Here is a 25,361-nt window from a genome sequence, read left to right as displayed (position 1 = left end):
CCCCTTTTCCGTGTACGGACTCAGAGCGGGCCGCGGCCCGCCCGCAGAAGGAGGAGCGCCACCTGGGTGCCGTCGGGGCCGAGAGCCTCGCGGAAACGCTCGACGATCTCGCGCTCGCGGGACAGCACCAGGCGGGTGCCGCCGGACGCCAGCCGAGTCCGGCCGACCTGCTGGGACAGGCGTGATCGCTCCTGCCAGAGGTCGATCAGCGCCTGGTCGATCTCGTCGATGCGCTCACGGATCGCCTTGATCTCGCCGGCGGCGAGCTGGTCGCTGGTGCCGGTCGGCTGGTCCGCGGTGGGGGCGGTGCCGTCCACGCTCGCCGGCTGGTCGATCAGGTCTGCGCTCATGTCGTGCTCCTCGGGTGCTGACGCCTCGGTCGGCCCGGCCCGGGCAGCATCAAGCCCCGGGCTGGGAAGCCCGGGGCTTGGTGTAGGCCTGTCGTTCAGACGCGTCCTACGGTCGCCGGACTTCCGGTGCCGTAGTAAAAAAATCGGACGCGCTGGATCACGAAGCGAGTATGCCCCCGGTCCGGGCCGCCCCGCAAGGAAACGGCCCGAACCGTGGGACGGTCAGCCCGCCTTGGTGATCCGGTCGGCCGGTCCCGGCGCGACCGGGGTGCCGGCGCCGAGGTAACCCACCAGGGCGTCGATGTCGAAGCCGGGAGCCGTCGTACGGTCCGTGCCGCCGGTCAGCTTCGTGAACCCGTCGCCACCGTTGGCCAGGAAGTCGTTCGTGGTGACGCGGTACGTGGCGGCCGGGTCGATCGGCGTGCCGTTGAGCGCCAGCGCCGACACCTTCGAGCCGGCCGGGGCCGTGCTGGTCCAGGTGTAGGTCAGACCCTTCGAGACCTGCAGGATCTTCTGCGTGGTCTGCCCGCCGAAGCCCACGAACTGCTGCTCGAGCACGTCCTTGAGCAGCGCGCCGGTGAGGGTCTGGGTGACGACGAGGTTGTTGAACGGCTGGACGGTGAACGCCTCGCCGTACGTGACCTTGCCGTCGGGCTCGCCGCCCCCGGACGCCTCGGCGTCGAAGTCGGCGCGGATGCCGCCCGGGTTCATCAGCACGAGCTGCGCGTTGTTGCTCTGGGTCCAGGCGAGCTGGGCGTCCGCGATGACGTCACCCAGCGGCGACTCGCCGTTGGCGCCCGCCGTACGCACGATGTCGCCCGTGATGGTGCCGACCACGCGGTTGGCGATCGGCGCTACCGCCGTACGGTATTTGTCGGCGACCTTCTTGGCCTTGGGGTCCACCGTGTCGGGGTTCTTCAGGTAGACGCCGGCGGCGTCCTTGAGCCAGCCGCCCTTACCGTCGGACACTCCGTTCTCCACCACCACGTTCTTCGCCGTGACCTCGGCGAACCGGCCCGTGCGCCGGTCGATGCTGTAGTCGATGTCGGTGATCAGCTGCCCATTGGTGCCGGCACTGGTGACGACCGAGGTGCCCTTCGAGTTGGGCAGCGTGCACGAGTAGAACCGGTGCGTGTGGCCCGAGACCACCAGGTTGAACTCGGGGTTGAGGCCCTTGACGATGTCGACGATCGGGCCGCTGAAGTTGTTGCAGTCGTCGACGCCCGGCACCGGCACCTGCTCCGAGGCGCTCTGCTGGCCGCCCTGGTGGACGAGCAGCACCTGCGCCTTGACGCCGAACAGCTTCAGCAGGCTGCCCCACTTGTTGGCGGTCTCAACCTCGTTGGCGAACCGCACGTCCTTGATGCCGGCCGGGTTGACGATGCCGGGAGTGCCCTCGAGGGTCAGGCCGACGAAGCCGACCGGCTGGCCCTTGACGAACCTGATGTCGATCGGCGGCAGGATCGGCAGGCCGGTCTTCTTGTTGATCGTGTTGGCGGCGAGGTAGGTGAACTTCGCGCCCTTGAACCCGTCGCCGTCCTGGCACCCGTCGACCGGGTGGCAACCGCCGCGGTCCATGCGCAGGAGCTCGGCGACGCCCTCGTCGAACTCGTGGTTGCCGACCGAGGAGACCTGCAGGCCCACCTCGTTCATCAGCTCGATGGTCGGCTCGTCGTGGAAGGCGGCGCTGACCAGCGGGGTCCCGCCGATGAGGTCGCCGGCGCCGACGGTGAGCGTCTGCCGGCCCTCGGCGGCGGCCTCCGACCGCAGCTTGCGAAGGTACGTCGCCAGATATTCGACACCGCCCGCGGGCGTGCCGTTCACGACCGCCCCGGACCCGCCGGGCGGGTCGATGGCGCCGTGGAAGTCGTTGTAGCTGAGGAACTGGCCCTTGACGACCTGCCCGTACGGCAGTCCGTAGCTGACGCTTGCCGGCGCCATGCCGGGCAGGTACTGAGGGGCGGCTTGCGCTTTATCGGAATGTGTCATCGGCAGGGTGGCGACGACGGCCAGTGCGAGGGCGGGTACGGCGAGATGACGCAGCACAGCCCAGCCGCGACGGCGGGGGTGGTCCATAGTATTCGGTCTCCCGATTCGGGTAACGGTGCAACCAACCTCGACAGCCTTGTGTATCGATGCTGGTCAGCGCTACTACTTCCGGATGACAGGTTGGTTGCTTTGCTCACCGGCGTACGGTCACCGCGTCGCTGTGTGATCCGGTTTCGAGGTAATTGGTACGCGTCGATACCGCTCGCCACGTTCCGCTCCGATACTGCCGGAACCGCTTGGTCGCCACCCACGACTGCACCCCCGGCTCACCGCATCCGAACGTGCACCGCGGCCGCGCCGAACCCTTGTACGTCCATGCCGTGGGGCGGGTGCCACGGAAGTAGAAGTGGATCGGGCTCGTGTCGTACGACTCCCAGTTGTCGTGCACCCACGAGGTCAGCGTCACCCAGTTGCCCGCGCGTACCGGCTCGGGCCTGGCGTTGAGGTGGACGATCCCCTGGAAGCGCAGCCGGAAACTGCGCGTGACCTGCACCGTGCCGCCGGCGTGCGCGACGCTGACGGTCCAGACGAAGCGGCCCGGCTCGTCCATCTCGTACGGGAAAGCATTGATCCCGCAGAGCCTGACCCGGTCGCTGATCGCGGCGGACGTCCCGGACCGCCTGATCGCGAGGCCGAGGGTGTCCTTGCGGTCGCCGGAGTCGTCCCGGGTGATCGTGCTGGTGACGGACGTCCACGGCGTGTCCGGCGCGCTGATCCGCGCGGTCATGGCGACCTGTGCGCACCGGCCGGTGGTGACGACCGGGTTCGCGTCGGTGAGGCGTACCGATCTCAGCTCGGGTGGCGTGGCGGCGTGGGCGGCCGGCCCCGGGCCCGCCGAGATCATGAGCAGCGACACCGCCGCTGCGGGAAGCAGCCTCATCCGTGGACCCCCGTCCGGACGGCGGCCGCGACACCCGGCCGTACAAAGATTGTCGGACCCCGGGCATAGACTTGTCCGCGCGATGCGAGCTCTCCCTGAAAATTCCCAGCCCCTGTTCGCGGTCCCTCCCGTCCAGCCGGAGGCGCCCCGGCGGCCGGCGCCACGGCGCCTCGATCCGGAGACGCTGCTGACCGGCCTCAACGGGCCGCAGCGCGACGCGGTCACCCACGCCGGCTCACCGCTGCTCATCGTCGCCGGCGCCGGCTCGGGCAAGACCCGGGTGCTGACCCACCGGATCGCCTACCTGCTCGCCGAGCGCGACGTGCACCCCGGCCAGATCATCGCCATCACCTTCACCAACAAGGCGGCGGGGGAGATGAAGGAGCGGGTCGCCGCGATCGTGGGCGGGCGCGCCCGGTTGATGTGGGTGTCGACGTTCCACTCGGCGTGCGTCCGGATCCTGCGCGCCGAGCACGAGCACGCCGGGCTCAAGAGCACGTTCTCGATCTACGACGCCGACGACTCGCGCCGGCTGATGCAGATGGTCGCCCGCGAGCTCGACCTCGACCCCAAGCGGTACACCGCGCGCGGGCTCGCCGCCCAGGTCTCCAACCTGAAGAACGAGCTCGTCGACCCCGCGGAGTTCAAGGACAGGGCGAAGGGTCCCAACGAGCGGGCGGTCGCCGAGGCGTACGAGCTCTACCAGCGCCGCCTGCTGGAGGCGCACGCGCTGGACTTCGACGACATCATCATGGCGACGGTGCACCTGTTCCAGTCGCACCCGCACGTCGCGGAGGCCTACCGGCGGCGCTTCCGGCACGTGCTCGTGGACGAATACCAGGACACCAACCACGCGCAGTACATGCTGGTCAAGGAGCTCGTCGGACCCTCGGGCGGCGAGGTGCCCCCGGGCGAGCTCTGCGTGGTCGGCGACGCCGACCAGTCCATCTACGCGTTCCGCGGCGCGACGATCCGCAACATCCTCGAGTTCGAGCGCGACTACCCCGACGCACGCACGATCCTGCTGGAGCAGAACTACCGCTCCACCCAGACCATCCTCTCCGCCGCCAACGCGGTCATCGACCGCAACACCAGCCGCAAACCCAAGCGGCTGTGGAGCGACCAGGGCGCCGGCGAGCAGATCGTCGGCTACGTCGCCGACACCGAGCACGCCGAGGCCGACTGGGTCGCCCGGGAGATCGACCGGCTGGGCGACAACCACGAGGTGCGGCCGGGGGACGTTGCCGTCTTCTACCGTACGAATGCGCAGTCCCGGGTTTTCGAAGAGGTGTTCATCCGCGTCGGCCTGCCCTACAAGGTGGTCGGCGGCGTCCGCTTCTACGAGCGCAAGGAGGTCCGCGACGCGCTGGCCTACCTGCGCGCCGTGGTCAACGACGACGACACGGTGAGCATCCGGCGCGTGCTCAACACGCCGAAACGCGGCATCGGCGACCGCGCGGAGGCGTGCGTCGAGGCACTGTCCACTCGCGACCGCATCTCGTTCGGCCAGGCACTGCGCCACGCGAAGGATGCGCCCGGCATCTCGACGCGCGCGGTCAACAGCATCGGTGACTTCGTGCAGCTCCTCGACGACCTGCGCGAGCTCTCCCGCACCGGGCCGCCCGAGGAGGTGCTGGAGTCGGTCCTCCAGCGGTCCGGCCTGCTGTCCGAGCTGGAGGAGAGCCTCGACCCCCAGGACCAGGGCCGGGTCGAGAACCTCCAGGAGCTCGTCAGCGTCGCCCGGGAGTACACCGAACGCGTCGAGGCGCAGGCGGAGGAGGATGACGCGCAGGCCGCCACCCTGGCCGGCTTCCTCGAGCAGGTGGCGCTGGTCGCCGACGCGGACCAGATTCCCAGCGACGACCCCGACCACCAGGGCGTGGTCACCCTCATGACGCTGCACACCGCGAAGGGCCTCGAGTTCCCGGTCGTCTTCCTGACCGGCCTGGAGGACGGCGTGTTCCCGCACATGCGGGCCCTCGGCGACAACACGGAGCTCGAGGAGGAGCGCCGGCTCGCGTACGTCGGCATCACCCGCGCGCGGCAACGGCTCTACCTGTCCCGCGCCGTGACGCGCTCGGCGTGGGGACAACCGCAGTACAACCCGCCGTCCCGGTTCACCGACGAGCTGCCGACGGAGCTGGTGCGCTGGGAGCGTACGGCCGGCTCGTACACATCCTGGTCGGGCACGGGCGGCGGCGTGGGCGGCCGGGGTGGCGACTACGGGCGCGACTACGGGCGTGGCGGCGGCTTTGCCGGCGGTACCCCTAAGGCCCAGCGGCTGGCGGAACGGCTGGGCGTGGACGCGAGCAAGCTCACCACGGCCAGCGAGATGAAACAGCCGCCGAAGGTCGCGGCCGGCGACCGCGTGAACCACCAGCGGTACGGCCTGGGCCGGGTCGTGACGGTGGAGGGCCAGGGGCCCGGAGCGCGCGCCCAGATCGACTTCGGCGATCAGGTGATGTGGCTGGTGCTGCGGCACGCCCCGATCGAGAAGATCTAGCGGAGCTCGACGCAGCCGTTGATGTCCACGCCGTGCTCGTGCATCCACTGCGTCGGCTCGATCGGGTTCTTGTACGACCCCTGGTGCACCTCGAAGTGCAGGTGCGGCCCGGTGGAGTGGCCCGTCGAGCCCTCCTCGCCGAGCGTGTCGCCGGGCTCCACGTGCTGGCCCAGCGTCGCCGTGATCACCGACATGTGCCCGTAGTGGGTGAGGAACCCGTTTCCGTGGTCGATCAGGACCGCGTTGCCGTAGCCCTCCTCGGCGCCCGCCGCCACCACGATGCCCTTGCCGGCCGCGCGGATCGGCGTACCCGACGCCGCGGCGATGTCGACGCCCGCGTGCAGGCGGCCCCAGCGCTGGCCGAAGCAGGAGGTGACCGAGCCCTCGGGCATGGGGTTCACCCACAACGGCATCGGCTTGACCTTGCGGCGCTGCGCCATGAACGGCTGCGCGGCCTGCGGCAGACCGGCCGCCGCCATGCCGCCCTTCACCTGTACGGGCGCGGCAGCAGCCGCCGGAATACCGAGCGCTTCCGCGGTGGTCGGCTCGACCTCGGTGGTCGGCGATGAGGCCTGGGCGGCCACCTGCGTCGGGGTCTTGGGGACCGCACCGGCCGGCGAGGAGCCGTCGGTAGCCACGGTGACCGCGGTCACGCCGACCCCGGCAACGAGGGCGGCGGCCACGGCGTAGCGGCCCTTCTCAGCGACCGACTCACGCGGGGCGCGGTGGCTGTGCAGCGGGACGGTCCGGCGGTGCCGGCCGGGCGTGTTCCGAGGGGCTCGATGCTGCACGGTGGGTTGATCCTCCAGGCTCCTGCTTCTCGTCCGACATCTGCCTGTCGGCACGGTCCAGGAGGCCCTGAGGGTGCTTGGCGAGCTGCTACCGCAGGGGTTGCCGCCCGGTTGCAAAGCCTTCGAATCGGCGTCGCGCGGGGTGGCGCCGGTCACGGAAGGTCGATCTCGCCACCGGTGTGCGGGCTGGACGAAGCAAGAGCCAGAAGGCCCGGAGGGAAGAAAGGCGGAGGTCAGGAAGCCGCGAGAGCCCCGTACACCGACTCGATCTTGAGCTTGATGTCGACCCCGTGCAGCCGCAGGAACCCGATCGGATCGGTCGGAGAGCCGTCCACGTGCACCTCCAGGTGCAGGTGCGTCCCGTACGAGTACCCGGTATTGCCCACCTCGCCGATGACCTGACCGGCCCGCACCTGATCCCCGGCCTGCACGAGCAGCCGACGGGAGTGGGCGTAGATCATTTCGGTGCCGTCGTCGTGCTTGATGGTGATGGCGTAGCCGTAGCCGCCGTTGTACCCGGCTGAGGTGACCGTGCCCGCGTGGACCGCCTTGTAGGGGGTGCCCTCCGGGGCCGCCAGGTCGATGCCGGCGTGGAGCTTGCCGAAACGGACACCGTACGCCGAGGTGAACTCGAAGTCGTCGAGCGGAAGGAGCCAGGCCTGGGCGGCGGCTTCCTCTTCGCTGATCTGGGCGGGGGCGTCGCCGCGCACCTCGCCGCGGGAGGCGCGGTCGGTGTCCGCCGAGCGGTCCGCGAGCGCGTCCTGGGTGACCGAGGCCTCTTCGAGGTTGCGCAGGACGTTCGGGCTGACAGCCTTGGCGTCGGGCAGCTGCGAGGCGGCTCCGAGGGCCACGACGCCGGCGCCGACGAAGGCCGAGGTGACGACCGCGGCGTAACGGCTCCGCGGAGGGGTAGGTACGCGGCGACGGCCGCGATAGCGGTCGGGCTCAGACGACAAGCGCTGACGCACGAACAACCCTCCGTCGGTGGCAAAGAACGGCCGACCACCGTGGGGAACACTTGCTGAACGGTGGTTTGCCGGGCTGCCGGTCCGGGGTTAACCGGTTGACAGCCGGGTGCCACGGTAACGAAACGCAACGCCGGTCACAAGTCGAACCGCCAATTCCCTGACAGTTCCTTCTAGGTATTCGGTAGCGAATGTCCGAGTTGGTCATCTTTTCGGAGGAGCGGCAGGGTTGGCTCTCCGTAACTGCGTTCGAAACGCAAAGTCATGTGACGTGGAATACGGTAAACGGTGCTTGCACTCGACGGGCGCGGTGCTCCAGCACCGGCCGGTAGTACGGTGCGGTGGCTACCAGGGTTCAACCGAGCCGGGTTACCGTTCGTTAAGGTCTGACTCGACGTCGCGCGCCGAAGGGGTCGCACATGGAAGCACGGATCAGGGTCGTGGTGGCGAAGCCCGGGCTCGACGGGCACGACAGGGGTGCCAAGGTGGTGGCCCGCGCCCTGCGTGACGCCGGTATGGAGGTCATCTACACCGGGCTGCACCAGACGCCTGAGCAGATCGTGGAGACGGCGATCCAGGAGGACGCCGACGCGATCGGACTCTCAGTTCTCTCCGGGGCCCACATGACGCTCTTCCGCCGGGTGCTGGAACTGCTCGCCGAACGTGACGCAGCCGACATCGTCGTATTCGGCGGCGGCATCATTCCGGCCGACGACATCGCCGAACTGCAGAAGATCGGCGTCGCCCACATATTCACTCCGGGCGCGACCACGGCATCCATCATCGAATGGGTACGCGCCAATGTCGCCGCACCGGTTGCCTGACGGATAATCACCGAATAACTGCGAAGAGTTAAGGGGAGAGGCCGGACGCACCCCTCACACGTCCGGCCCCTCATGCACGATGCCCCGCCGCCACCCCTCGACCGACAGGGCATCGGCCGCTTTCGTCGTCGCTCAGCGCTCCGACACCACACTCAACGACGCCTCCCGGGCAGGGTTACGCGTCGTTCTCCCGCAGGATCAAGATCTTTTAGGTACGCGGCCGCGGGCGGGCAGGCGCAGCACCCACCGGCCCCGCCTCCGGCGGCTGGCGCGCCCGGGCCGTGGCGGGTCCCGGCCGTCCCCGGCCGCCGGGAGAAGCGCGAATCGCTGTGCAAGACCGCACAGGACGCACCCGCGGGCCCGCCGTCACCGCCGGTGTGGCTAGGCTGCGAATTGAGGCCCCCGAGCACCGCCGGGGCCGACATTTCTCTCACGCTGGCGGCGACGCAACGACGCGCCGCGCACACAGGTCGGGACGCAGGTACGCGGCTTGCCGGGGCAAGCGTCGCGAGCGAAAGGAGACACGTGGACCTGTTCGAGTATCAGGGGCGCGACCTGTTCGAACGGCACGGGCTGCCCGTGCTGGGCGGCGGCGTCGCCGAGACCCCGCAGGAGGCGCGGGCGATCGCCGAGCGCCTCGGTGGCAAGGTCGTCGTCAAGGCGCAGGTGAAGGTCGGCGGCCGCGGCAAGGCCGGCGGCGTCAAGCTGGCCGACGGTGCGGACGAGGCCGAGGCCCGGGCGACCGACATCCTGGGCATGGACATCAAGGGTCACACGGTTCACAAGGTGATGCTGGCCGAGACGGCGGACATCAAGGAGGAGTACTACTTCTCCTACCTGCTGGACCGGGCCAACCGCACCTTCCTCTGCATCGCCAGCGTGGCCGGCGGCATGGAGATCGAGACGGTCGCCGAGGAGGACCCCGAGCGGGTCGCCAAGATCGCTATCGACGCGAACGCGGGTGTCGACGAGGCCAAGGCGCGCGAGATCGTCGCCGCCGCGAAGTTCCCGGCCGAGGTGGCCGAGCACGTCGTCGACATCGCGGTGAAGCTCTGGCAGGCCTTCGTGGCCGAGGACGCCACCCTGGTCGAGGTCAACCCGCTGGCCAAGGTCGGCGACGGCCGGGTGCTCTGCCTGGACGCCAAGATCACCCTGGACGAGAACGCCGGCTTCCGGCACCCCGACCACGAGGCGCTGGTGGACCAGTCCGCGGTCGACCCGCTGGAGCAGGCCGCCAAGGCCAAGGACCTCAACTACGTCAAGCTCGACGGCGAGGTCGGCATCATCGGCAACGGCGCGGGCCTGGTCATGTCGACGCTCGACGTGGTCGCGTACGCGGGCGAGGCGCACGGCGGCGTCAAGCCGGCCAACTTCCTCGACATCGGCGGCGGCGCCAGCGCCCAGGTGATGGCGAACGGCCTCGAGATCGTGCTGGGCGACCCGGCGGTCAAGTCGGTGTTCGTCAACGTCTTCGGTGGCATCACGGCCTGTGACGAGGTCGCCAACGGCATCATCCAGGCCCTCGCCCTGCTCGGCGAGCGTGGCGAGGCCGTCACCAAGCCGCTCGTGGTGCGCCTCGACGGCAACAACGCCGAGGCCGGCCGGGCGATCCTGGACTCGGCGAACAACCCGCTCGTCGAGCGGGTCGACACGATGGACGGTGCGGCCGAGCGTGCCGCCGAGCTCGCGGCTGCGGGGAAGTGACTACATGGCTATCTGGCTCACCAAGGACTCCAAGGTCATCGTCCAGGGCATGACCGGCTCTGAGGGTTCGAAGCACACCCGCCGCATGCTGGCCGCGGGCACGAACGTGGTCGGCGGCGTGAACCCGCGCAAGGCCGGCACGACCGTGGACTTCGACGGCACCGCGCTCCCCGTCTTCGCCAACGTCGCCGAGGCCATGAAGGAGACCGGCGCGGACGTGTCGGTCATCTTCGTGCCGCCGGCCTTCACCAAGTCCGCCGTCCTCGAGGCCATCGACGCGGAGATCCCGCTCGCCGTGGTCATCACCGAGGGCGTACCGGTGCAGGACTCGGCCGCCTTCTGGGCGCACAACATCGCCCAGGGGCAGAAGACCCGCATCATCGGCCCGAACTGCCCCGGCATCGCGTCCCCGGGCGCGTCGAACGCGGGCATCATCCCGGCCGACATCACCCCGGCCGGCCGCATCGGCCTGGTGTCGAAGAGCGGCACGCTGACCTACCAGCTCATGTACGAGCTGCGGGACTTCGGCTTCTCGACCAGCGTGGGCATCGGCGGCGACCCGATCATCGGCACCACCCACATCGACGCCCTCAAGGCGTTCCAGGAGGACCCGGACACCGACGCGATCGTCATGATCGGCGAGATCGGCGGCGACGCCGAGGAGCGCGCGGCGGAGTTCATCAAGGCCAACGTGACCAAGCCGGTCGTCGGCTACATCGCGGGCTTCACCGCCCCGCCCGGCAAGACCATGGGCCACGCGGGCGCGATCATCTCCGGCTCGGCAGGCACGGCCGACGCCAAGAAGGAAGCCCTCGAGGCCGCGGGCGTCAAGGTCGGCAAGACCCCGAGCGAGACCGCGCGGCTCATGCGCGAGGTCATGAGCTGATTTTGGTACGGCCACAGACGCGCCGCCGCACGGACCTGACCGGTCCGCACGGCGGCGCGTCCGCGTCTCTGCACGGCGCTGGATGCCGGTCATGCGCCTCGTCGCGTGCCGGTGGATGCCGGTCGCGCGGAGCTGTTCGCGCGGCTGGATGCGGGTCGCGCGGCTCTGTTTGCGCGGCTGGACGCGGCGAGTCGCGGATTCTGCGTCGCCGCAGGCCGCCCGGCGTGGAAAAGTAGTCGGCGATGCCGACCACACCCGACCGTCCCGACGGTCGATCCGCCGGCTCGGGGGACCCGCTGGATGCCACCGAGGCCTCCGACGACGCTGCCCGCCGCACGCCCGGCCGCTCCGAGGCCGTCTCCGCGGGCCCGGAGGACGAGCTCGACATCATGCGAGACCTCGCTCCGGCCGGGGTGCGTCCCGCGGTGCCCGGCCACACCACCGTCCGCGTGGGCCCCACCGGCTCGAGGCCCGGCGCCGGCTCCGAGGCGAAGCCGCAGGAATCGGACCGGAACCGGCCCACGGTCGCGGTCGATCCGCGCAACCACCCCACCGTCCGCGTCGATACCGGCAAGCACCCGACCGTCAAGCTGCCCGGCCAGCGCCGCCCGGCCGAGTCCCGGAACCGGGCTCCGCTGCCGGTGGCCGCCGCCTTCGCGACGCTGTGGGCCGCGCTGCTCTCGTACGTGCCGGTGGCCGCGGTCATCGGACTCGCCCGCACCCTCGAGGGCCAGGGCGGCCTCGGTGGCGCGGCGCATGCCGGGCTGGCGGGGTGGCTGCTCGGGCACGGCGTACCCATCGGCACGTCAATCGGCCCGCTCGGCCTGGCGCCTCTGCTGCTCACGCTGCTGGCCGGGTGGCGGCTCAACCGGGCCGGCCTGCACGTCACCCGGGCCATCGGCGCCCGGCGCAGCGCGTCACCCCGGGCCGCTGTGCTGGTCGCAGTCACGATCGGGGCCGCGTACGGGATGCTCGGATTGCTGGCCGCCCTCGTCGTCGACGGCCGCGGCACGGACGTCTCACCCGGGCGGGCCGCGTTCCATCTCTTCCTCGCCGGGCTCGCCTTCTCGCTGATCGGCTCCCTGCGCAGCACGGACGCCCTGGTGGTGGTCGCCCGCCGGATCCCGCAGCCGGCCCGGCACGGCCTGCGCACCGGCGTCGTGGCAACCCTGCTGATCCTCGTCGCCGGCGCCGCGTTCGCCGGCCTCTCCATCGCGGTCGGCGGCGGCCAGGCCGCGGACATGATCGGCGCCTACCGGACCGGGGTCGCGGGCCAGACGGGCATCACGCTGATCAGCCTCGCGTACGGCGCGAACGGCGTGATCTGGGCGGCTGCGTACCTGCTCGGCCCGGGCTTCCTGCTGGGCACCGACTCCGCCGTACGCCTGACCGAGGTGACCGTGGGCCCCCTGCCGACGCTGCCGCTGCTGGCAGGCCTCCCCAACGGCCCGATGGGAGCGAGCGGCGCGGCGCTGCTGGCGGTGCCGGTGCTGGCCGCGATGGCGGCGGGCTGGCTGCTGACCCGCCGTCTGATGGGCGTGCACCACGTCGTCGACGGTCACCTGCGGGACAGCCGCCACCCTGTACGCCCGGGAGAGCCGGTGGTGGGGGAGCCGGGCTGGTCGCTGGTGCTGGGCTCGGCGTTGCTGGCCGGGCCGGTGGCGGGGCTGGTTCTGGGTGTTTTGTCGTGGCTGTCCGGCGGGTCGCTGGGGGACGGGCGGCTGGCGGAGATCGGGCCGGTGCCGTGGCAGGTCGGGCTGATCGCGACGGTGGTGGTCGGCGTGTCGTCCTGCATCGGGGCGGCCGCGGGGCGGGCGTTCCGCGCGCCGGTCCACAAGTAGTCGTTCCGCGCATAGTCGTCCGCGCAGCGAAACGGGCGCTCCGGCCGTGGCCGGAGCGCCCGTTCGTGTGGTGGTGCCTAGTTGCCGAGGTTGCTGTACCCGCCGGAGGCGGCGTACACGATGTTGCCGATGATGCCGAGGGCCGCGATGCCGAAAGCGATGTACGCCAGGATGGGCTGCTTGTTGACCTTCTTCGCCTCGAGCAGGCTCAGCACGGCGAACACGATGCCGAGCGGCGCGCAGCAGAACGCGAACACGATGCCGAGGACGCCCCAGAGCGTCGTCTTGTCGTTGCCGGCGGCAGCCGGGGGCTGCTGTCCGTAGTAGGGCGGTGGCGTCACGGGCGATCCTCCAGATAAATCCGCGCTGCGGCGGTCGTGTGCAGATCCAGGCGCACGCGGACCATCGCGTGAGCGGCCGCAGCCTAACCGATGATCAGCCGTTTGCGCTGTCCGCGAATCGACCCGTTTGCGGTGGCGACCAGGCCCGGCGATAGGGTGCTGGCGTGACAGACCCCGCGCCCGCCCGCCTGGTCGTCCTCGTCTCCGGCTCCGGCAGCAACCTGCAGGCACTCCTCGACGCCGCCATGGATCCCGCGTACGGCGCGAGGGTCGTCGCCGTCGGTGCGGACCGGGACGGCATCGCCGGCATCGACCGCGCCGCCGCGGCGGGAGTTCCCACGTTCGTGGACTCCGTCAAGGCCTACCCGACCCGGGACGACTGGGACGCCGCCCTCGCCGCGCACGTCGCCGAGCACAAGCCGGACCTGGTCATCTCGGCCGGCTTCCTCAAGCTCGTCGGCAAGCAGTTCCTCGCCGCGTTCGGCGACCGCTACCTCAACACCCACAACGCGCTGCTCCCGGCGTTCCCGGGCATTCACGGCCCGCGCGACGCTCTGGCGTACGGGGTGAAGATCGCTGGCGCGACCCTCTTCTTCGTCGACGCCGGAGTCGACACCGGGCCCATCATCGCCCAGGTCAGCGTGCCCGTGCTCGACGACGACACGGAAGAGACGCTGACCGAGCGGATCAAGGAAGCCGAGCGCCGGCAACTCGTGGAGTACGTCGGCAGGCTGGTCCGCGAAGGCTGGACCATCACGGACAGGAAGGTCACCATCCCATGACCGAGCGAAGCGAGGGCATCGGAAGGCTCAGTGCGCCCGTGCCTCATGACGGCACGGAGCGAAGCGGAGTGCCGGCATGAGCGCCGATGGCCGACGCCCGATCCAGCGAGCGCTGCTCAGCGTCTACGACAAGACGGGCCTCGTTGAGCTCGCGCGGGCCCTGCACGCCGCCGGGGTGCAGATCGTCTCCACCGGGTCCACCGCCTCGACCGTCGAGGGCGCCGGCGTGCCGGTGACCCGGGTCGAGGCGCTGACCGGCTTCCCGGAGTGCCTCGACGGTCGCGTCAAGACGCTGCACCCGCGCGTGCACGCCGGCCTGCTCGCCGACCTCCGGCTGCCGGCCCACGAGCAGCAGCTCGCGGAGCTCGAGGTGCAGCCCTTCGACCTGCTGGTGAGCAACCTGTACCCGTTCACCGAGACCGTGGCCTCCGGCGCGAGCGTGGACGAGTGCGTCGAGCAGATCGACATCGGCGGGCCGGCGATGGTGCGGGCGGCGGCCAAGAACCATCCGTCGGTCGCGGTGGTGACGGGCGTGTCGGCGTACCCGCTGATTGTGGACGCCCTGCGCGACGGCGGTTTCACGCTGACGCAGCGCAAAATGCTCGCAGCTCGCGCCTTCGCCGACATCGCCGAGTACGACGTCGCAGTCGCCAACTGGTGTGCGACGACGCTTGCGCCGGCGGACTGGCCCGAGTTCGCGGGTCTCGCCCTCAAGCGCGACAACGCCCTGCGGTACGGCGAGAACCCGCACCAGCAGGCGGCCCTCTACGTCGACCCGAACGCTCCCGCCGGTCTCGCGCAGGCGCAGCAGTTGCACGGCAAGGAGATGTCGTACAACAACTACGTCGACGCGGATGCGGCCTGGCGCAGCGCCAACGACTTCACCGAGCCGTGCGTCGCGATCATCAAGCACGCCAACCCGTGCGGCATCGCGATCGGCGCGGACGTGGCCGAGGCGCACCGCAAGGCCCACGCCTGCGACCCGGTTTCGGCGTTCGGCGGGGTCATCGCGGTCAACCGGGAGGTGACCCTGGAACTGGCGAAGCAGCTCGACGGCATCTTCACCGAGGTCGTCGTCGCGCCGTCGTTCGCCGCCGACGCACTCGCGGTCTTCCAGGAGAAGAAGAACCTGCGCGTGCTGGTCGCCCCGGCCTGGAACCCGCCGCCGGCGGAGGTCAAGCAGATCGGTGGCGGCGTACTGGTGCAGATGGCCGACCGCATCGACGCCGAGGGCGACGACCCGGCCAACTGGACCCTGGCGACCGGCGAGGCGGCATCGCCGGAGGATCTGCGCGACCTGGCGTTCGCCTGGCGGGCCATCCGCTCGGTGAAGAGCAACGCGATCCTGCTCGCGCACGACGGCGCCACCGTCGGCGTCGGCATGGGTCAGGTCAACCGGGTGGACTCCGCGCACCTCGCGGTCGACCGCGCCGGCGCGGACCGGGCCAAGGGCAGCGTGGCGGCGTCGGACGCGTTCTTCCCGTTCCCGGACGGGCTCGAGGTGCTGATCGCGGCCGGCGTCAAGGCCGTCGTGCAGCCGGGTGGGTCCATCCGCGACAACGTGGTGATCGAGGCCGCGGAGAAGGCCGGCCTCACCGTCTATCTGACCGGCACCCGGCACTTCTACCACTGACGTGCAGGAGCCCGAGGTCGTCCGCAACCAGACCTTCTCCGGCAAGGACTGGGCGCTCGCCGAGGTGGAACGCGCGGTGTACCAGGACTGCGCGTTCCACGACGTCGACTGGTCGGAGGCGCGGCTCACCGGCTGCACCTTCGCACACTGTGAGTTCGGCAACGTCCGCTTCAACGCCGCCGAGTTGAGCACCTGCGCGATCCTCCAGTCGACGCTGCGCCGGTGCAACTTCTTCGACGCGACGATCAGCGACTGCAAGCTCACCGGAAGCCAGTTCCTCGACTGTGGACTGCGCCCGCTGACCATCGACGGCGGGGACTGGGGCTTCGTGTCGCTGCGCGGCCAGAACCTGACCGCGGCGAAGCTGGGCGGCCTGCGCCTGCACGAGGCGGATCTCGAGGGGGCCGACCTGACCCGGACCGACCTGCGCGGCGCCGATCTCTCGTACGCCCGGCTCAAGGACGCCGTGCTCAAGGGCGCGGATCTGCGCGGGGCGGACCTGGACGGGGTCGCGTTGCGGGAGGTGGACCTCACCGGGGCAAAGATCGACATCGCCCAGGCGGGGCTGTTCGCCCGGGCACACGGGGCGATCATCGGCTGACCTGCGGGTGCCGGCCTCACGAGTGGCCTACCTCGCCGGATCTGGCCCTGCCGGGTATTGCGGCCTCAACCGACTGATACGGTCCGGAAAAACCGTCCCGCGGACTGGGAGTTTGAGCATGGGCAAGAAGGTCACCGTCGTAGGCGCCGGTTTCTACGGGTCCACGACCGCACAGCGTCTGGCCGAGTACGACATCTTCGACACCGTGGTGCTCACCGACATCATCGAGGGCAAGCCGGAGGGCCTCGCGCTCGACCTCAACCAGTCGCGCCCGGTCGAGGGCTTCGAGACCAAGGTCGTCGGCGCCTCCACCGGCCCGAACGGCGAGGGCTACGAGGCCATCGAGGGCTCCGACGTCGTCGTGATCACCGCGGGCCTGCCCCGCAAGCCCGGCATGAGCCGCATGGACCTGCTCGGCGTCAACGCCAAGATCGTTCGCCAGGTCGCCGAGAACGTCGCGAAGTACGCCCCGAACGCCGTCGTCATCGTCGTCTCGAACCCGCTCGACGAGATGACCGCGCTGGCCCAGATCGCCACCCAGTTCCCGAAGAACCGGGTGCTCGGCCAGGCGGGCATGCTCGACTCGGCGCGCTTCACCAACTTCGTGGCCGAGGAGCTCAAGGTTCCCGTCGCCAGCGTGAAGACCCTGACGCTGGGCTCGCACGGCGACACGATGGTGCCGGTCCCGTCGAAGTCCACGGTCAACGGCAAGCCGCTCGCCGACCTGCTGCCCGCCGACAAGGTCGAGGAGCTCGTCACCCGTACCCGCAACGGTGGCGCCGAGGTCGTGGCCCTGCTCAAGACCGGCTCCGCCTACTACGCGCCGTCGGCCGCCGCGGCCCGCATGGCCAAGGCCGTCGCCGAGGACTCCGGCGCGGTCATGCCGGTCTGCGCCTGGGTCGACGGCGAATACGGCATCTCGGGTGTCTACCTGGGCGTCGAGGCCGAGATCGGTGCCCAGGGCATCAAGCGCGTCGTCGAGACCGACCTGACCGAGTCCGAGCTCGCGGGCCTCAAGGAGGCCGCCGAGGCCGTGCGCGCCAAGCAGGCGGACGTCGCCGACCTCTGATCCACGTCGGCCGGGCCCGCGCAGTCGCGCCGGCCTCGGAAGATCCTCTCGTCGAAGGCCGGGCCGTTTCGGTCCGGCCTTCACCCTTTCCCGGTACGGCCTCAGGCCCGTGCCGGATGCGCCTGTCCGGGCGGCGGCTGCAGTCATGGATGGGACCTTATCGATGCCCGGGGCGACGCCGGGCGTTGTCCACAACGCGTGGTTATCCACAGGCCGTCCGGTCTCGCTGCGGCCGGGCCGACAAAAATGCGAAGGTGTCAGGAGTGAGCGACGCCGAGCCCGATGAGGATCAGACTGAGCGCGGCGGCGAGGATCGCGGCAGTCGACTTGGCGGCCAGCTCCGGTGACTGCTCCCGCAGCACGTAGGCGGCCACCGGGACAACCGCCACGGCTACCAGCCACAGGCTGTTGATCGTGACGGCGAGCAGGAACGCCAACATGGCCGCCGCGATCAGGATCATCCTGGTCCGGGGCGGGTTGGGACGTTCGTCACGGTGCTCGGTGCGGTCCATCGGGGGAAAGCGTAGAACCCTCGCGCCAGGCCCGGGGGCGGCGACGATCTTCAACCGACAGGCAGTACGCTCGTACTGCTAAAGCATGAATCCCGGGAGAGGAGCGCCGGCCGATGGCGAAAATCAAGGTCAACAACCCGGTGGTGGAGCTCGACGGCGACGAGATGACCCGGATCATCTGGAAGCAGATCCGTGAGCAGCTGATCCTGCCCTACCTCGACGTCAACCTCGAGTACTACGACCTGTCGATCCAGCACCGCGACGAGACCGACGACCAGGTGACGATCGACGCGGCCAACGCCATCAAGCGGCACGGCGTCGGCGTCAAGTGCGCGACGATCACGCCGGACGAGGCCCGCGTCGACGAGTTCGGCCTGAAGAAGATGTGGCGGTCGCCGAACGGCACGATCCGCAACATCCTCGGCGGCGTCGTGTTCCGCGAGCCGATCATCATGTCGAACGTACCGAGGCTCGTACCCGGCTGGACCAAGCCGATCATCATCGGCCGCCACGCGCACGGCGACCAGTACAAGGCCACCGACTTCGTGGTGCCCGGCCCCGGCAAGCTGACCGTCACCTTCACCCCCGCGGACGGCTCGGCGCCGATGGAGTTCCACGTCGCCGACTACCCGGGCGGCGGCGTCGCGATGGCGATGTACAACTACGACGAGTCGATCCGCGACTTCGCGCGAGCCTCGTTCCGCTACGGCCTCGCCCGCAACTACCCGGTCTACCTGTCGACCAAGAACACGATCCTGAAGGCGTACGACGGGCGCTTCAAGGACCTGTTCGCGGAGATCTTCGAGACCGAGTTCGCCGAGGACTTCAAGAAGGCCGGCCTCACGTACGAGCACCGCCTGATCGACGACATGGTCGCCGCCGCCATGAAGTGGGAGGGCGGCTACGTCTGGGCCTGCAAGAACTACGACGGCGACGTGCAGTCCGACACGGTGGCGCAGGGCTTCGGCTCGCTCGGCCTGATGACTTCGGTGCTGATGACCCCCGACGGCAAGACCGTCGAGGCGGAGGCGGCCCACGGCACGGTCACCCGGCACTACCGTCAGTGGCAGAAGGGCGAGAAGACCTCGACGAACCCGATCGCCTCGATCTTCGCGTGGACCGGCGGCCTCAAGCACCGTGGTGTGCTCGACGAGGCCCCGGCCGTCAGCGAGTTCGCGGAGACGCTGGAGAAGGTCTGCGTCGAGACGGTCGAGGGCGGACAGATGACCAAGGACCTGGCGCTGCTCATCGGCCGGGACGCACCCTGGCTGACCACCGACGAGTTCATGAACGCCCTGGACGAGAACCTGGCCCGCAAGCTGGCCTGACCCCGTTCCCGCAGAGGGCCCGCCGGCACCACGCCGGCGGGCCCTCGCGCGTCCACGCGGGCGTTGGTGGTGCCGGGCGACGGGCTGGGGTGGACGCGCGAGGCACTGGGCGCTTGTTCGCGGCGTTGGGGGAGCCGGGCGCGGGTCGATGGTCGTGGAGGGTGTTGTGCGTCGCCGGACGGCGCTGAGGAAGCGGCGCGCGGGCGGCGCACCTGGGCGGAATGTGTGCGCCGCGCCGCCGGAAGCGCGACGGCGGCCCGAATGCGGTCTGGGCGGGTAGTGGAAGGCGGCACGGCAGGCCCGTCGCAAGCGTCCGTACGGCCTATTTCGGCAAAACCGGCCGGTGATCCAAACGTGATGTTTAGGATGCGTAACCGGGGGGTACGCGGCTCGTTTCCCCTAGCAGAACGGATGACGGTCGCGTCGCACGAGGTGTCGCCCGCCGATCCGGCAGCCTTGTCCCGGGCGCCGATCGGTTACCTCGGCGGGGTGCGGCCTGTAGGCGGAACGCCTGCCGTCCCTTCCCTGCGGGGGGCCTTGTCCCGGGCCCCCCGCCCCCTTAACTGTGTATATGGCCTCGCTTCGCTCAGCGGGCACTGCGCCCCAGGGGGCCTGTGTCGAGGACACCGAAACAGACCACCTCTGGTTGCGCTGGCGGGTTAGAGGGCGTCGCGCAGGATCTGGGCTGCTTTCTCCGGCACGATGTCGTTGATGAACGCGCCCATGGCCGATTCCGAGCCGGCCAGGTACTTCAGCTTGTCCGCCGCGCGCCGGATGGTGAAGAGCTGGAGGTGCAGGTAGCCGAGGTCTCGGCCTTCTCCGATCACGGCCTGGTGCCAGGCCGCGATGTACGGCATCGGCTTGCCGAACAGCGCGTCGAAGCGCTTGAGGACATCCAGGTACAGCGTGGCGAACGCGTCCCTCTCCTGGGAGGTCAGCGCGGGAATGTCCGGGACCTGGCGGTTGGGTGCGAGCTGCACCTCGAAGGGCCAGCGGGCTGCCGCCGGCACGTACGCGGTCCAGTGCGCGTTGGAACCGATGACTCTGATCTCCGCCTTCTGTTCCGCGGCCAGGACATCGGCGTAGAGGTTGCGGCCTCCGGTGCGCTCGGCGTGCTGCCGGGACGCCTCCAGCATGGCCGCCGTGCGGGGTGGGATGCCCGGGTACGCGTAGATCTGGCCGTGCGGGTGGCTCAGGGTCACGCCGATCTCGATGCCGCGGTTCTCGAACGGGAAGACCTGGGCCACGCCGGGCTGGGCCGACATCTCCTCCGTACGGTCGGCGAGGGCGTCGACCACCGTGCGGATGCGTTCGGGGGGCAGGGCTCCGAAGGAGCTGGTGTGGTCGCTGGTGAAGCAGACGACCTCGCACCGGCCGATGCCCGGGCGGACCGGGACCATGTTCGTCAGCTCGGTGATCTCGTCCGGTTTCACGCGGTCGCTGAACGACGGGAACTGGTTCTCGAAGACCACGACGTCGTAGTCCGGTGCCGGGATCTCGCTGGCGAAGTCCGGGGTGGAGGGGCAGAGCGGGCACTTGTCCGACGGCGGCAGGAAGGTGCGGGTCTGGCGGTGGGCCGCCACCGCGACCCATTCGTCCACCAGCGGGTCGTAGCGCAGCTGCGAGGTCGGCGGCGGGGGCGGCAACTGGCGGCTGTCCTGCCACCGGGTCCGGTCCTCGGCGGGGGACTCATCGAAGTAGACCAGCTCGCGGCCGTCCGACAGCTTGATCGCCGTCCGCTTCTCGATCACTGGCCGCTCACCACCATGAGTTCGTTCACCTGTTCCGTGAGGATCGCGCGGGCGGTCTCGTCGAGGCCCTCGTCCGTGATCACCACGTCGGCGCGGTTCAGGGGGACGATCGAGGAGATGCCGACCGTGCCCCATTTGGTGTGGTCGGCCAGGACGACGAGGCGTTCCGCCGCCTCCACGAGCGCCCGGTTGACGTCCGCCTCCATGAGGTTGGGCGTCGTGTAGCCGGCTCGTTCGCTCATGCCGTGCACGCCGAGGAACAGCATGTCGAGGTGAAGGGTGCCGATGGCGGCCACCGCGACCGGGCCGACCAGCGCGTCCGACGGCGTTCTCGTCCCGCCGGTCAGCACCACCGTCTGGTCCGGGCGGCCGGCGCGGTAGAAGACGTCGGCGACCGGGATCGAGTTGGTGACCACGGTCAGCGCCGGTACGTCGACGAGCCGCTGGGCGAGGCCGGCGGTCGTGGTGCCGGCCGACAGCGCGATCGCGTCGCCGGGTGAGACAAGGGCGGCCGCGCGCATGGCCATGGCCGCCTTCTCGGTGCGCTGGCGGACCGACTTCGCCGCAAAACCCGGTTCGTGCGTCGAACCGGGGCTCACGGTGGTCGCCCCGCCGTGTACCTTCGCGAGAAGGCCGCGGTCCGCGAGGGATTCCAGGTCGCGGCGGATGGTCATGTCGGACACGCCGTACTCGGAGGCGAGTTCGCTGACGCGGACGCCGCCGGCCGCACGAACCCGATCGAGAATCGCCGCCTGGCGCTGCTGGGCGAGCATCAGCAACCCCCCGAGGTGAACCGCACTATTTCGAACACGTGCGAACACTACCTGGTGATCGGGTGTGCGCAAAAGAGTGTGTTAGATACCTCGGCCGCGTTTGTGAAGCGCGGAGAGGACGTTCTCCACCTTCACGGCCCCGGTCATGGCCGCCAGGGCGATGGCCGTACGCGGTTCCTTCCAGTTCGCGCGGACCGCCTCCTTGCTGAACTGCCAGGCCTGGGAGCGGTTCCCGGTCGCCGCGGACCAGCACGCCAACTGCCCGTACACGCGGGCCGCGCCGGGGCGGCAGCCGCTGATCTCGGGGTGACGCTGCATCATCCAGCGCAGCGAGGAGATCTTCGTGGCGTACTCGTACGCGTAATGCGAGGTCCTGCCCCACAGCACCCGCACGAGCGGCTCGTCGAGGTGCACGATCGGGGCCCGGCGGGCCGCCCGCAGCAGCAGATCCCAGTCCTCGTTCTGGCTGCCCGGCGCGTCCTCGGCGACCAGGCCGATGGCGTCCTCGCGCAAGGCCTCGCGCCGCACGAGGAACGACGACGAGTGCAGCATCGCCATCCGCGAGCGGGCCAGCTCGTCGATGGTGACCCGGCTGTGCCCGGCCAGGCGGGGAGTGCATTTGCCTTCGTACTCGACCTCGATCGCACACGTGGCGAACTCGGCGTCGTCCTCGGCCACCAGGGCGGCCACCTGGCGGCGGAGCTTGTCGGGGGCCCACCGGTCGTCGTCGTCGCAGAACGCCACGAGCTCGGTGTCCAGCGACAGGATGCCGGTGTTGCGGGCGCCGGCCAGGCCGGAGGTACGCCAGTTGGTCAGTACCAGCACCTGGATGCCCTCGGTGGAGGCGAGCAGGTAGTCGGGCTCCGTCTGGTCGTACACGACGACGATTTTGATCTCGCCCGGATAGCGCTGCTCGCGGACCGCGGCGATCGCCTTACGCACCAGTTGCGGGCGGTTGCGGGTGGGGATCACGACGCCGACGGACGGCCAGTTCATCACGCCTCCTGGGGTGCTTCTGCGGGGTTGAGCGGGTAGCCGTACGCGCGCAGCATCGGCGCGCACACCGCGCCGACGAGCCGCCGCTGGTTGCCGGGCAGGGCGCGGACCCAGGCGTCGTCGCGGCGCAGCGGCAGGCGCCCGACGGTGAAGCGCATGGGGTTGCCGGCCGCGCTGTGGCCGACGCGCAGGTTCGCGTACCCGTCTCCGAGGAACGACAGGTCGCCGTCGGCGACCGGGACGCCGGCGTGGTCGGCCAGCTCGCGAAGGGTCGCCCGGGGATCGGTAAGGAACTGCTCGTAGCGGATGCGCCGGACCGGTACGCCGCGGCGGGCGAGGAGCCCGAAGGCCGCGTTGTGGGCGTTCCAGAGCAGCGCCGAGCGGCTGGGGGAGTAGCGCGTCATCTCCTCGCTGCCGTCCGTCTCCGGCCGGCTGACGGTCTTGGTCCACGAGTACGCGACCCCGCGCGCGTCCCGCACCACGTGCACGACCCTCAGGTCGACGTCCTCGGCCCAGCGCAGCACGTGAGCGAGCGCGCTGTGCTTGGAGGAGTCGACCACGACCGCCGCGCCGGAGACCTCGGCCGCCGCCGCGTAGATCCGGGAGTAGAAGCTCGCGTACTCGCGGACGTCCGCGAGCTGGGCCTTGGGCAGCTTGGCGGCGGCGAGACGCGGGATGAACCGGGTGCGTTCGACGGCGTCGCGCAAGGCGTGCACGCGGTCCACGTCGACGTTGTGCCAGCCGCCGTACGCCCGCTCGCCGACCCGCCGCCAGAACGTGCAGGCGGCGAAGCGCGCTCCGCAGCCGCACCGCTCGTTGTCCCGGATGTCGCGTTGCCAGAGGTGGACGATCTCGCCGAGCGCGCACACCGAGGGCAGCTCGCCGAGCAGGCGTTCGACGAGCGTGGTTCCGCTTCGTCCCAATCCACCCAGATAAACAACCCGTGCCACTTCTGCCCACCTTCGCTCGTTTCGCTCCTATAACGAGCGAACGAGCGCGAAGGAGGCGTGGAGTTGTCCATCGAGACTTTCGACCGGGTCGAGCTCGACGGGACCGGGTTCGACCCGATCACCGAGGGCGAGGTGGTCGCCGTCGTCCGGGAGGCCATCGCGGCCGGGCGCGGAGGCCGGATCCTCACGCCGAACATCGACATCCTGCGCCAGGCGCGGGTGGACGGCGAGGTCCGCGACTACCTCGACGACGCCGACCTCATCGTGGCCGACGGCATGCCGCTGGTCTGGGCCAGCAAGCTGAGCGGCACGCCGCTGCCCGAGCGGGTGGCCGGGAGCAGCCTGATCTGGTCCCTGTCGCGCGGGCTGGGCCACGATGGACGGTCCGTCTTCGTCGTCGGCGGCACGCCGGCGGCCGACGGCGTCAAGGACGGTGCGACCCGGGCGGCGGACCGGCTCGCCGCCGAGTGCGCGGGCCTGCGGATCGCCGGCACCCTCTGTCCCGACTACGGCTTCGAGAAGGACGAGCAGGCGTACGCGGACTTCTGCACCAAGGTGGCCGGCGCCGAGCCGGACCTGGTCTTCGTGGGCCTCGGTTTCCCCAAACAGGAGGCGGTCATCACCCGGCTGCGGGCGGAGCTACCGAATGCCTGGTTCGTCGGCTGCGGCGCGGCCGTGAACTTCGTCGCCGGCGACGTCGAGCGGGCGCCGCGCTGGATGCAGCGCACCGGCCTGGAGTGGGCCCACCGGCTCGGGACCGAGCCGCGCCGGCTGGCCGGGCGCTACCTCAAGCACGACGCCCCCTATGCCCTCAAGCTCCTGGCCCAGGCCCGCCGACGTTGAAGTAGGGATCCTTGGTCATCCGGGTGAAGGCGCGGAACGCGGGACGGTCGCCGGCGAGCTGGAACTGCTGCTTGGGACCATTGCCCTCGGGGTCCGACTCGAAGTAGACGACCGCCTTGATCTGCCGGTTGGCCTTGAAGGTGCGCCGGGCGTCCTGGAGCCAGGCCGCCCGGCCCGCCGAACCCCACGCCTTCGCCACGCCGAACTCGCCGATGATGATCGGCTTCGGGTGCTGCGCGGCGAACTGCAGGAACGGGCCCATGAGCTGGCCGATCGGCCGGAAGTCCTTCCCGGCGTACACGTCCACGCAGGTCCAGTCGACCTGGTCGTCGCCCGGGTAGAAGGCCGGCGCGTCGCCGCGGATGAAGCCCTCGGCGGTCGGGCACCACACCCAGGAGACGTTCGTCGCGCGCTCCTCGGCGAAGATGTCGCGGATGCGCTTGTACGCGGCGATGTAGTCCTCGCCGGACCACATCGTCGCGCGCAGGTTGGGCCGGTCCATCTCCCACCGGATGCGCAGCAGCACCGGCTTCTTCACCTTGCGGATGGCACGCGCCTGCCTGCGGATCAGCTGGTCGTGCTCGCCCGCGGTGATCGAGCGGTTGTCGCCGGTCGCCCAGCTCACCATCAGCGTGGCGCCCTGGTCCAGGAGTTCGGCATCGGACGCGGTGCCGACCATCTGCTCGAAGCGGCGGTACGTGTTGACGATGTCGAGCGGCCGGCCGAGCTCCTGCTCCAGGGCGTCGACGGCCTCGACGCGGCCGGCGTGGGTCAGGGCGTCCGGCTTGATCCAGGCTCCCAGGTACGCGCCCGTCGGAGGCGCCTCGAACGGTCCCGCCTCGAACGGTCCCGGGTTCACCGCGACCGCGACCGGCGGGCTCGTCAGGTCGGGCGACGGCGTCGGTTCGGGCTCGGCCCGCCGGTGCGAGGTGCAGCCGGCGAGCACGAGCGCGACAAGCCCCAGCAGGGCGACAACACGGCGCACGGCG

At 70.4% G+C, this 25,361-nt stretch carries 23 protein-coding genes; 11 read left to right on the top strand and 12 right to left on the bottom strand.

Translation table 11 applies throughout. From position 1 onward, the window contains the following. Positions 1-20: 20 nt before the first annotated feature. The 3 genes from AB0368_RS11050 to AB0368_RS11040 all read right to left on the bottom strand — a co-directional run bounded on the left by AB0368_RS11050 (position 21) and on the right by AB0368_RS11040 (position 3,279). A complete protein-coding gene (locus AB0368_RS11050; protein WP_366153643.1) occupies positions 21-350 on the bottom strand; it encodes a chorismate mutase in 330 nt (109 codons plus the stop codon). 222 nt (positions 351-572) lie between these two features. Beyond that, positions 573-2,426 carry a bifunctional metallophosphatase/5'-nucleotidase gene (locus AB0368_RS11045; RefSeq protein WP_366153642.1) on the bottom strand — a complete coding sequence of 618 codons (1,854 nt, stop codon included), beginning with the start codon at positions 2,424-2,426 and terminating at the stop codon, positions 573-575. Between the two features lie 106 nt (positions 2,427-2,532). After that, positions 2,533-3,279 carry a hypothetical protein gene (locus AB0368_RS11040; protein WP_366153641.1) on the bottom strand — a complete coding sequence of 249 codons (747 nt, stop codon included), beginning with the start codon at positions 3,277-3,279 and terminating at the stop codon, positions 2,533-2,535. 82 nt (positions 3,280-3,361) lie between these two features. Here AB0368_RS11040 and pcrA point away from each other — a divergent pair, with 82 nt between their 5' ends. Continuing rightward, entirely contained in the window at positions 3,362-5,782 is a 2,421-nt protein-coding gene (gene pcrA, locus AB0368_RS11035) for a DNA helicase PcrA (protein ID WP_366153640.1), read from the top strand. On the opposite strand, the gene AB0368_RS11030 is transcribed toward pcrA, so the two are convergent. After that, positions 5,779-6,573 carry a M23 family metallopeptidase gene (locus AB0368_RS11030; RefSeq protein WP_366153639.1) on the bottom strand — a complete coding sequence of 265 codons (795 nt, stop codon included), beginning with the start codon at positions 6,571-6,573 and terminating at the stop codon, positions 5,779-5,781. The two genes, pcrA and AB0368_RS11030, sit on opposite strands and share 4 nt — an antisense overlap. Before the next feature lie 233 nt (positions 6,574-6,806). After that, positions 6,807-7,541 (bottom strand): M23 family metallopeptidase, encoded by a 735-nt coding sequence (locus AB0368_RS11025; protein WP_366153638.1) that lies wholly within the window; start codon positions 7,539-7,541, stop codon positions 6,807-6,809. 416 nt (positions 7,542-7,957) lie between these two features. On the opposite strand from AB0368_RS11025, the gene AB0368_RS11020 reads away from it, so the two are divergent. From AB0368_RS11020 to AB0368_RS11005, 4 genes are all read left to right on the top strand, one after another. Continuing rightward, positions 7,958-8,362 (top strand): cobalamin B12-binding domain-containing protein, encoded by a 405-nt coding sequence (locus AB0368_RS11020; RefSeq protein ID WP_366153637.1) that lies wholly within the window; start codon positions 7,958-7,960, stop codon positions 8,360-8,362. 525 nt (positions 8,363-8,887) lie between these two features. Next, complete coding sequence (gene sucC / locus AB0368_RS11015) at positions 8,888-10,066, top strand: ADP-forming succinate--CoA ligase subunit beta (RefSeq protein ID WP_366153636.1); 1,179 nt, start codon at positions 8,888-8,890, stop codon at positions 10,064-10,066. A 4-nt stretch (positions 10,067-10,070) separates the two neighbouring features. Further along, positions 10,071-10,952: a succinate--CoA ligase subunit alpha gene (sucD, locus tag AB0368_RS11010; RefSeq protein ID WP_366153635.1), complete on the top strand. Its 882-nt coding sequence runs from the start codon at positions 10,071-10,073 to the stop codon at positions 10,950-10,952. 242 nt (positions 10,953-11,194) lie between these two features. Further along, on the top strand, positions 11,195-12,793 hold the full coding sequence (locus AB0368_RS11005) for a DUF6350 family protein (protein ID WP_366153634.1): 1,599 nt from the start codon (positions 11,195-11,197) through the stop codon (positions 12,791-12,793). Positions 12,794-12,870: 77 nt separating this feature from the next. Here AB0368_RS11005 and AB0368_RS11000 read toward each other — a convergent pair whose 3' ends face one another. Further along, positions 12,871-13,134, bottom strand: a complete 264-nt coding sequence (locus AB0368_RS11000; protein WP_366153633.1) for a hypothetical protein — start codon at positions 13,132-13,134, stop codon at positions 12,871-12,873. Between the two features lie 164 nt (positions 13,135-13,298). Here AB0368_RS11000 and purN point away from each other — a divergent pair, with 164 nt between their 5' ends. From purN to mdh, 4 genes are all read left to right on the top strand, one after another. After that, complete coding sequence (gene purN, locus AB0368_RS10995; RefSeq protein WP_366153632.1) at positions 13,299-13,916, top strand: phosphoribosylglycinamide formyltransferase; 618 nt, start codon at positions 13,299-13,301, stop codon at positions 13,914-13,916. Positions 13,917-13,992: 76 nt separating this feature from the next. Next, positions 13,993-15,549 carry a bifunctional phosphoribosylaminoimidazolecarboxamide formyltransferase/IMP cyclohydrolase gene (purH, locus tag AB0368_RS10990; RefSeq protein ID WP_366153631.1) on the top strand — a complete coding sequence of 519 codons (1,557 nt, stop codon included), beginning with the start codon at positions 13,993-13,995 and terminating at the stop codon, positions 15,547-15,549. Position 15,550: 1 nt separating this feature from the next. After that, positions 15,551-16,150: a pentapeptide repeat-containing protein gene (locus AB0368_RS10985; RefSeq protein WP_366153630.1), complete on the top strand. Its 600-nt coding sequence runs from the start codon at positions 15,551-15,553 to the stop codon at positions 16,148-16,150. A gap of 118 nt (positions 16,151-16,268) precedes the next feature. Next, on the top strand, positions 16,269-17,219 hold the full coding sequence (gene mdh / locus AB0368_RS10980) for a malate dehydrogenase (protein ID WP_366153629.1): 951 nt from the start codon (positions 16,269-16,271) through the stop codon (positions 17,217-17,219). Between the two features lie 257 nt (positions 17,220-17,476). Here the strand turns inward: mdh and AB0368_RS10975 are convergent, their stop codons facing one another. Further along, complete coding sequence (locus tag AB0368_RS10975; protein WP_366153628.1) at positions 17,477-17,731, bottom strand: hypothetical protein; 255 nt, start codon at positions 17,729-17,731, stop codon at positions 17,477-17,479. Between the two features lie 113 nt (positions 17,732-17,844). Here AB0368_RS10975 and AB0368_RS10970 point away from each other — a divergent pair, with 113 nt between their 5' ends. Next, positions 17,845-19,059, top strand: coding sequence for an NADP-dependent isocitrate dehydrogenase (locus AB0368_RS10970; RefSeq protein WP_366153627.1), 1,215 nt, complete (start codon positions 17,845-17,847; stop codon positions 19,057-19,059). Positions 19,060-19,718: 659 nt separating this feature from the next. Here the strand turns inward: AB0368_RS10970 and galT are convergent. From galT to AB0368_RS10950, 4 genes are all read right to left on the bottom strand, one after another. Beyond that, the gene (gene galT, locus AB0368_RS10965; RefSeq protein ID WP_366153626.1) at positions 19,719-20,810 is read right to left on the bottom strand and encodes a galactose-1-phosphate uridylyltransferase; all 1,092 of its coding nucleotides are present in this window, start codon (positions 20,808-20,810) and stop codon (positions 19,719-19,721) included. Further along, the gene (locus AB0368_RS10960; RefSeq protein ID WP_366153625.1) at positions 20,807-21,583 is read right to left on the bottom strand and encodes a DeoR/GlpR family DNA-binding transcription regulator; all 777 of its coding nucleotides are present in this window, start codon (positions 21,581-21,583) and stop codon (positions 20,807-20,809) included. Before AB0368_RS10960 ends, galT begins: the two co-directional genes overlap by 4 nt. A gap of 81 nt (positions 21,584-21,664) precedes the next feature. Further along, positions 21,665-22,579 carry a glycosyltransferase family A protein gene (locus tag AB0368_RS10955; RefSeq protein WP_366153624.1) on the bottom strand — a complete coding sequence of 305 codons (915 nt, stop codon included), beginning with the start codon at positions 22,577-22,579 and terminating at the stop codon, positions 21,665-21,667. After that, positions 22,579-23,529, bottom strand: a complete 951-nt coding sequence (locus AB0368_RS10950; protein WP_366153623.1) for a sulfotransferase — start codon at positions 23,527-23,529, stop codon at positions 22,579-22,581. Before AB0368_RS10950 ends, AB0368_RS10955 begins: the two co-directional genes overlap by 1 nt. 63 nt (positions 23,530-23,592) lie before the next feature. On the opposite strand from AB0368_RS10950, the gene AB0368_RS10945 reads away from it, so the two are divergent. Then, on the top strand, positions 23,593-24,372 hold the full coding sequence (locus AB0368_RS10945) for a WecB/TagA/CpsF family glycosyltransferase (RefSeq protein WP_366153622.1): 780 nt from the start codon (positions 23,593-23,595) through the stop codon (positions 24,370-24,372). On the opposite strand, the gene AB0368_RS10940 is transcribed toward AB0368_RS10945, so the two are convergent. Beyond that, positions 24,341-25,357 (bottom strand): glycosyl hydrolase, encoded by a 1,017-nt coding sequence (locus AB0368_RS10940; RefSeq protein ID WP_366153621.1) that lies wholly within the window; start codon positions 25,355-25,357, stop codon positions 24,341-24,343. The genes AB0368_RS10945 and AB0368_RS10940 overlap by 32 nt on opposite strands. Positions 25,358-25,361: the final 4 nt, after the last annotated feature.

It is taken from the genome of Actinoplanes sp. NPDC051475, assembly GCF_040689425.1.
Taxonomy (GTDB): domain Bacteria; phylum Actinomycetota; class Actinomycetes; order Mycobacteriales; family Micromonosporaceae; genus Actinoplanes.
This window is presented reverse-complemented; position numbering and strand designations above follow the sequence as displayed.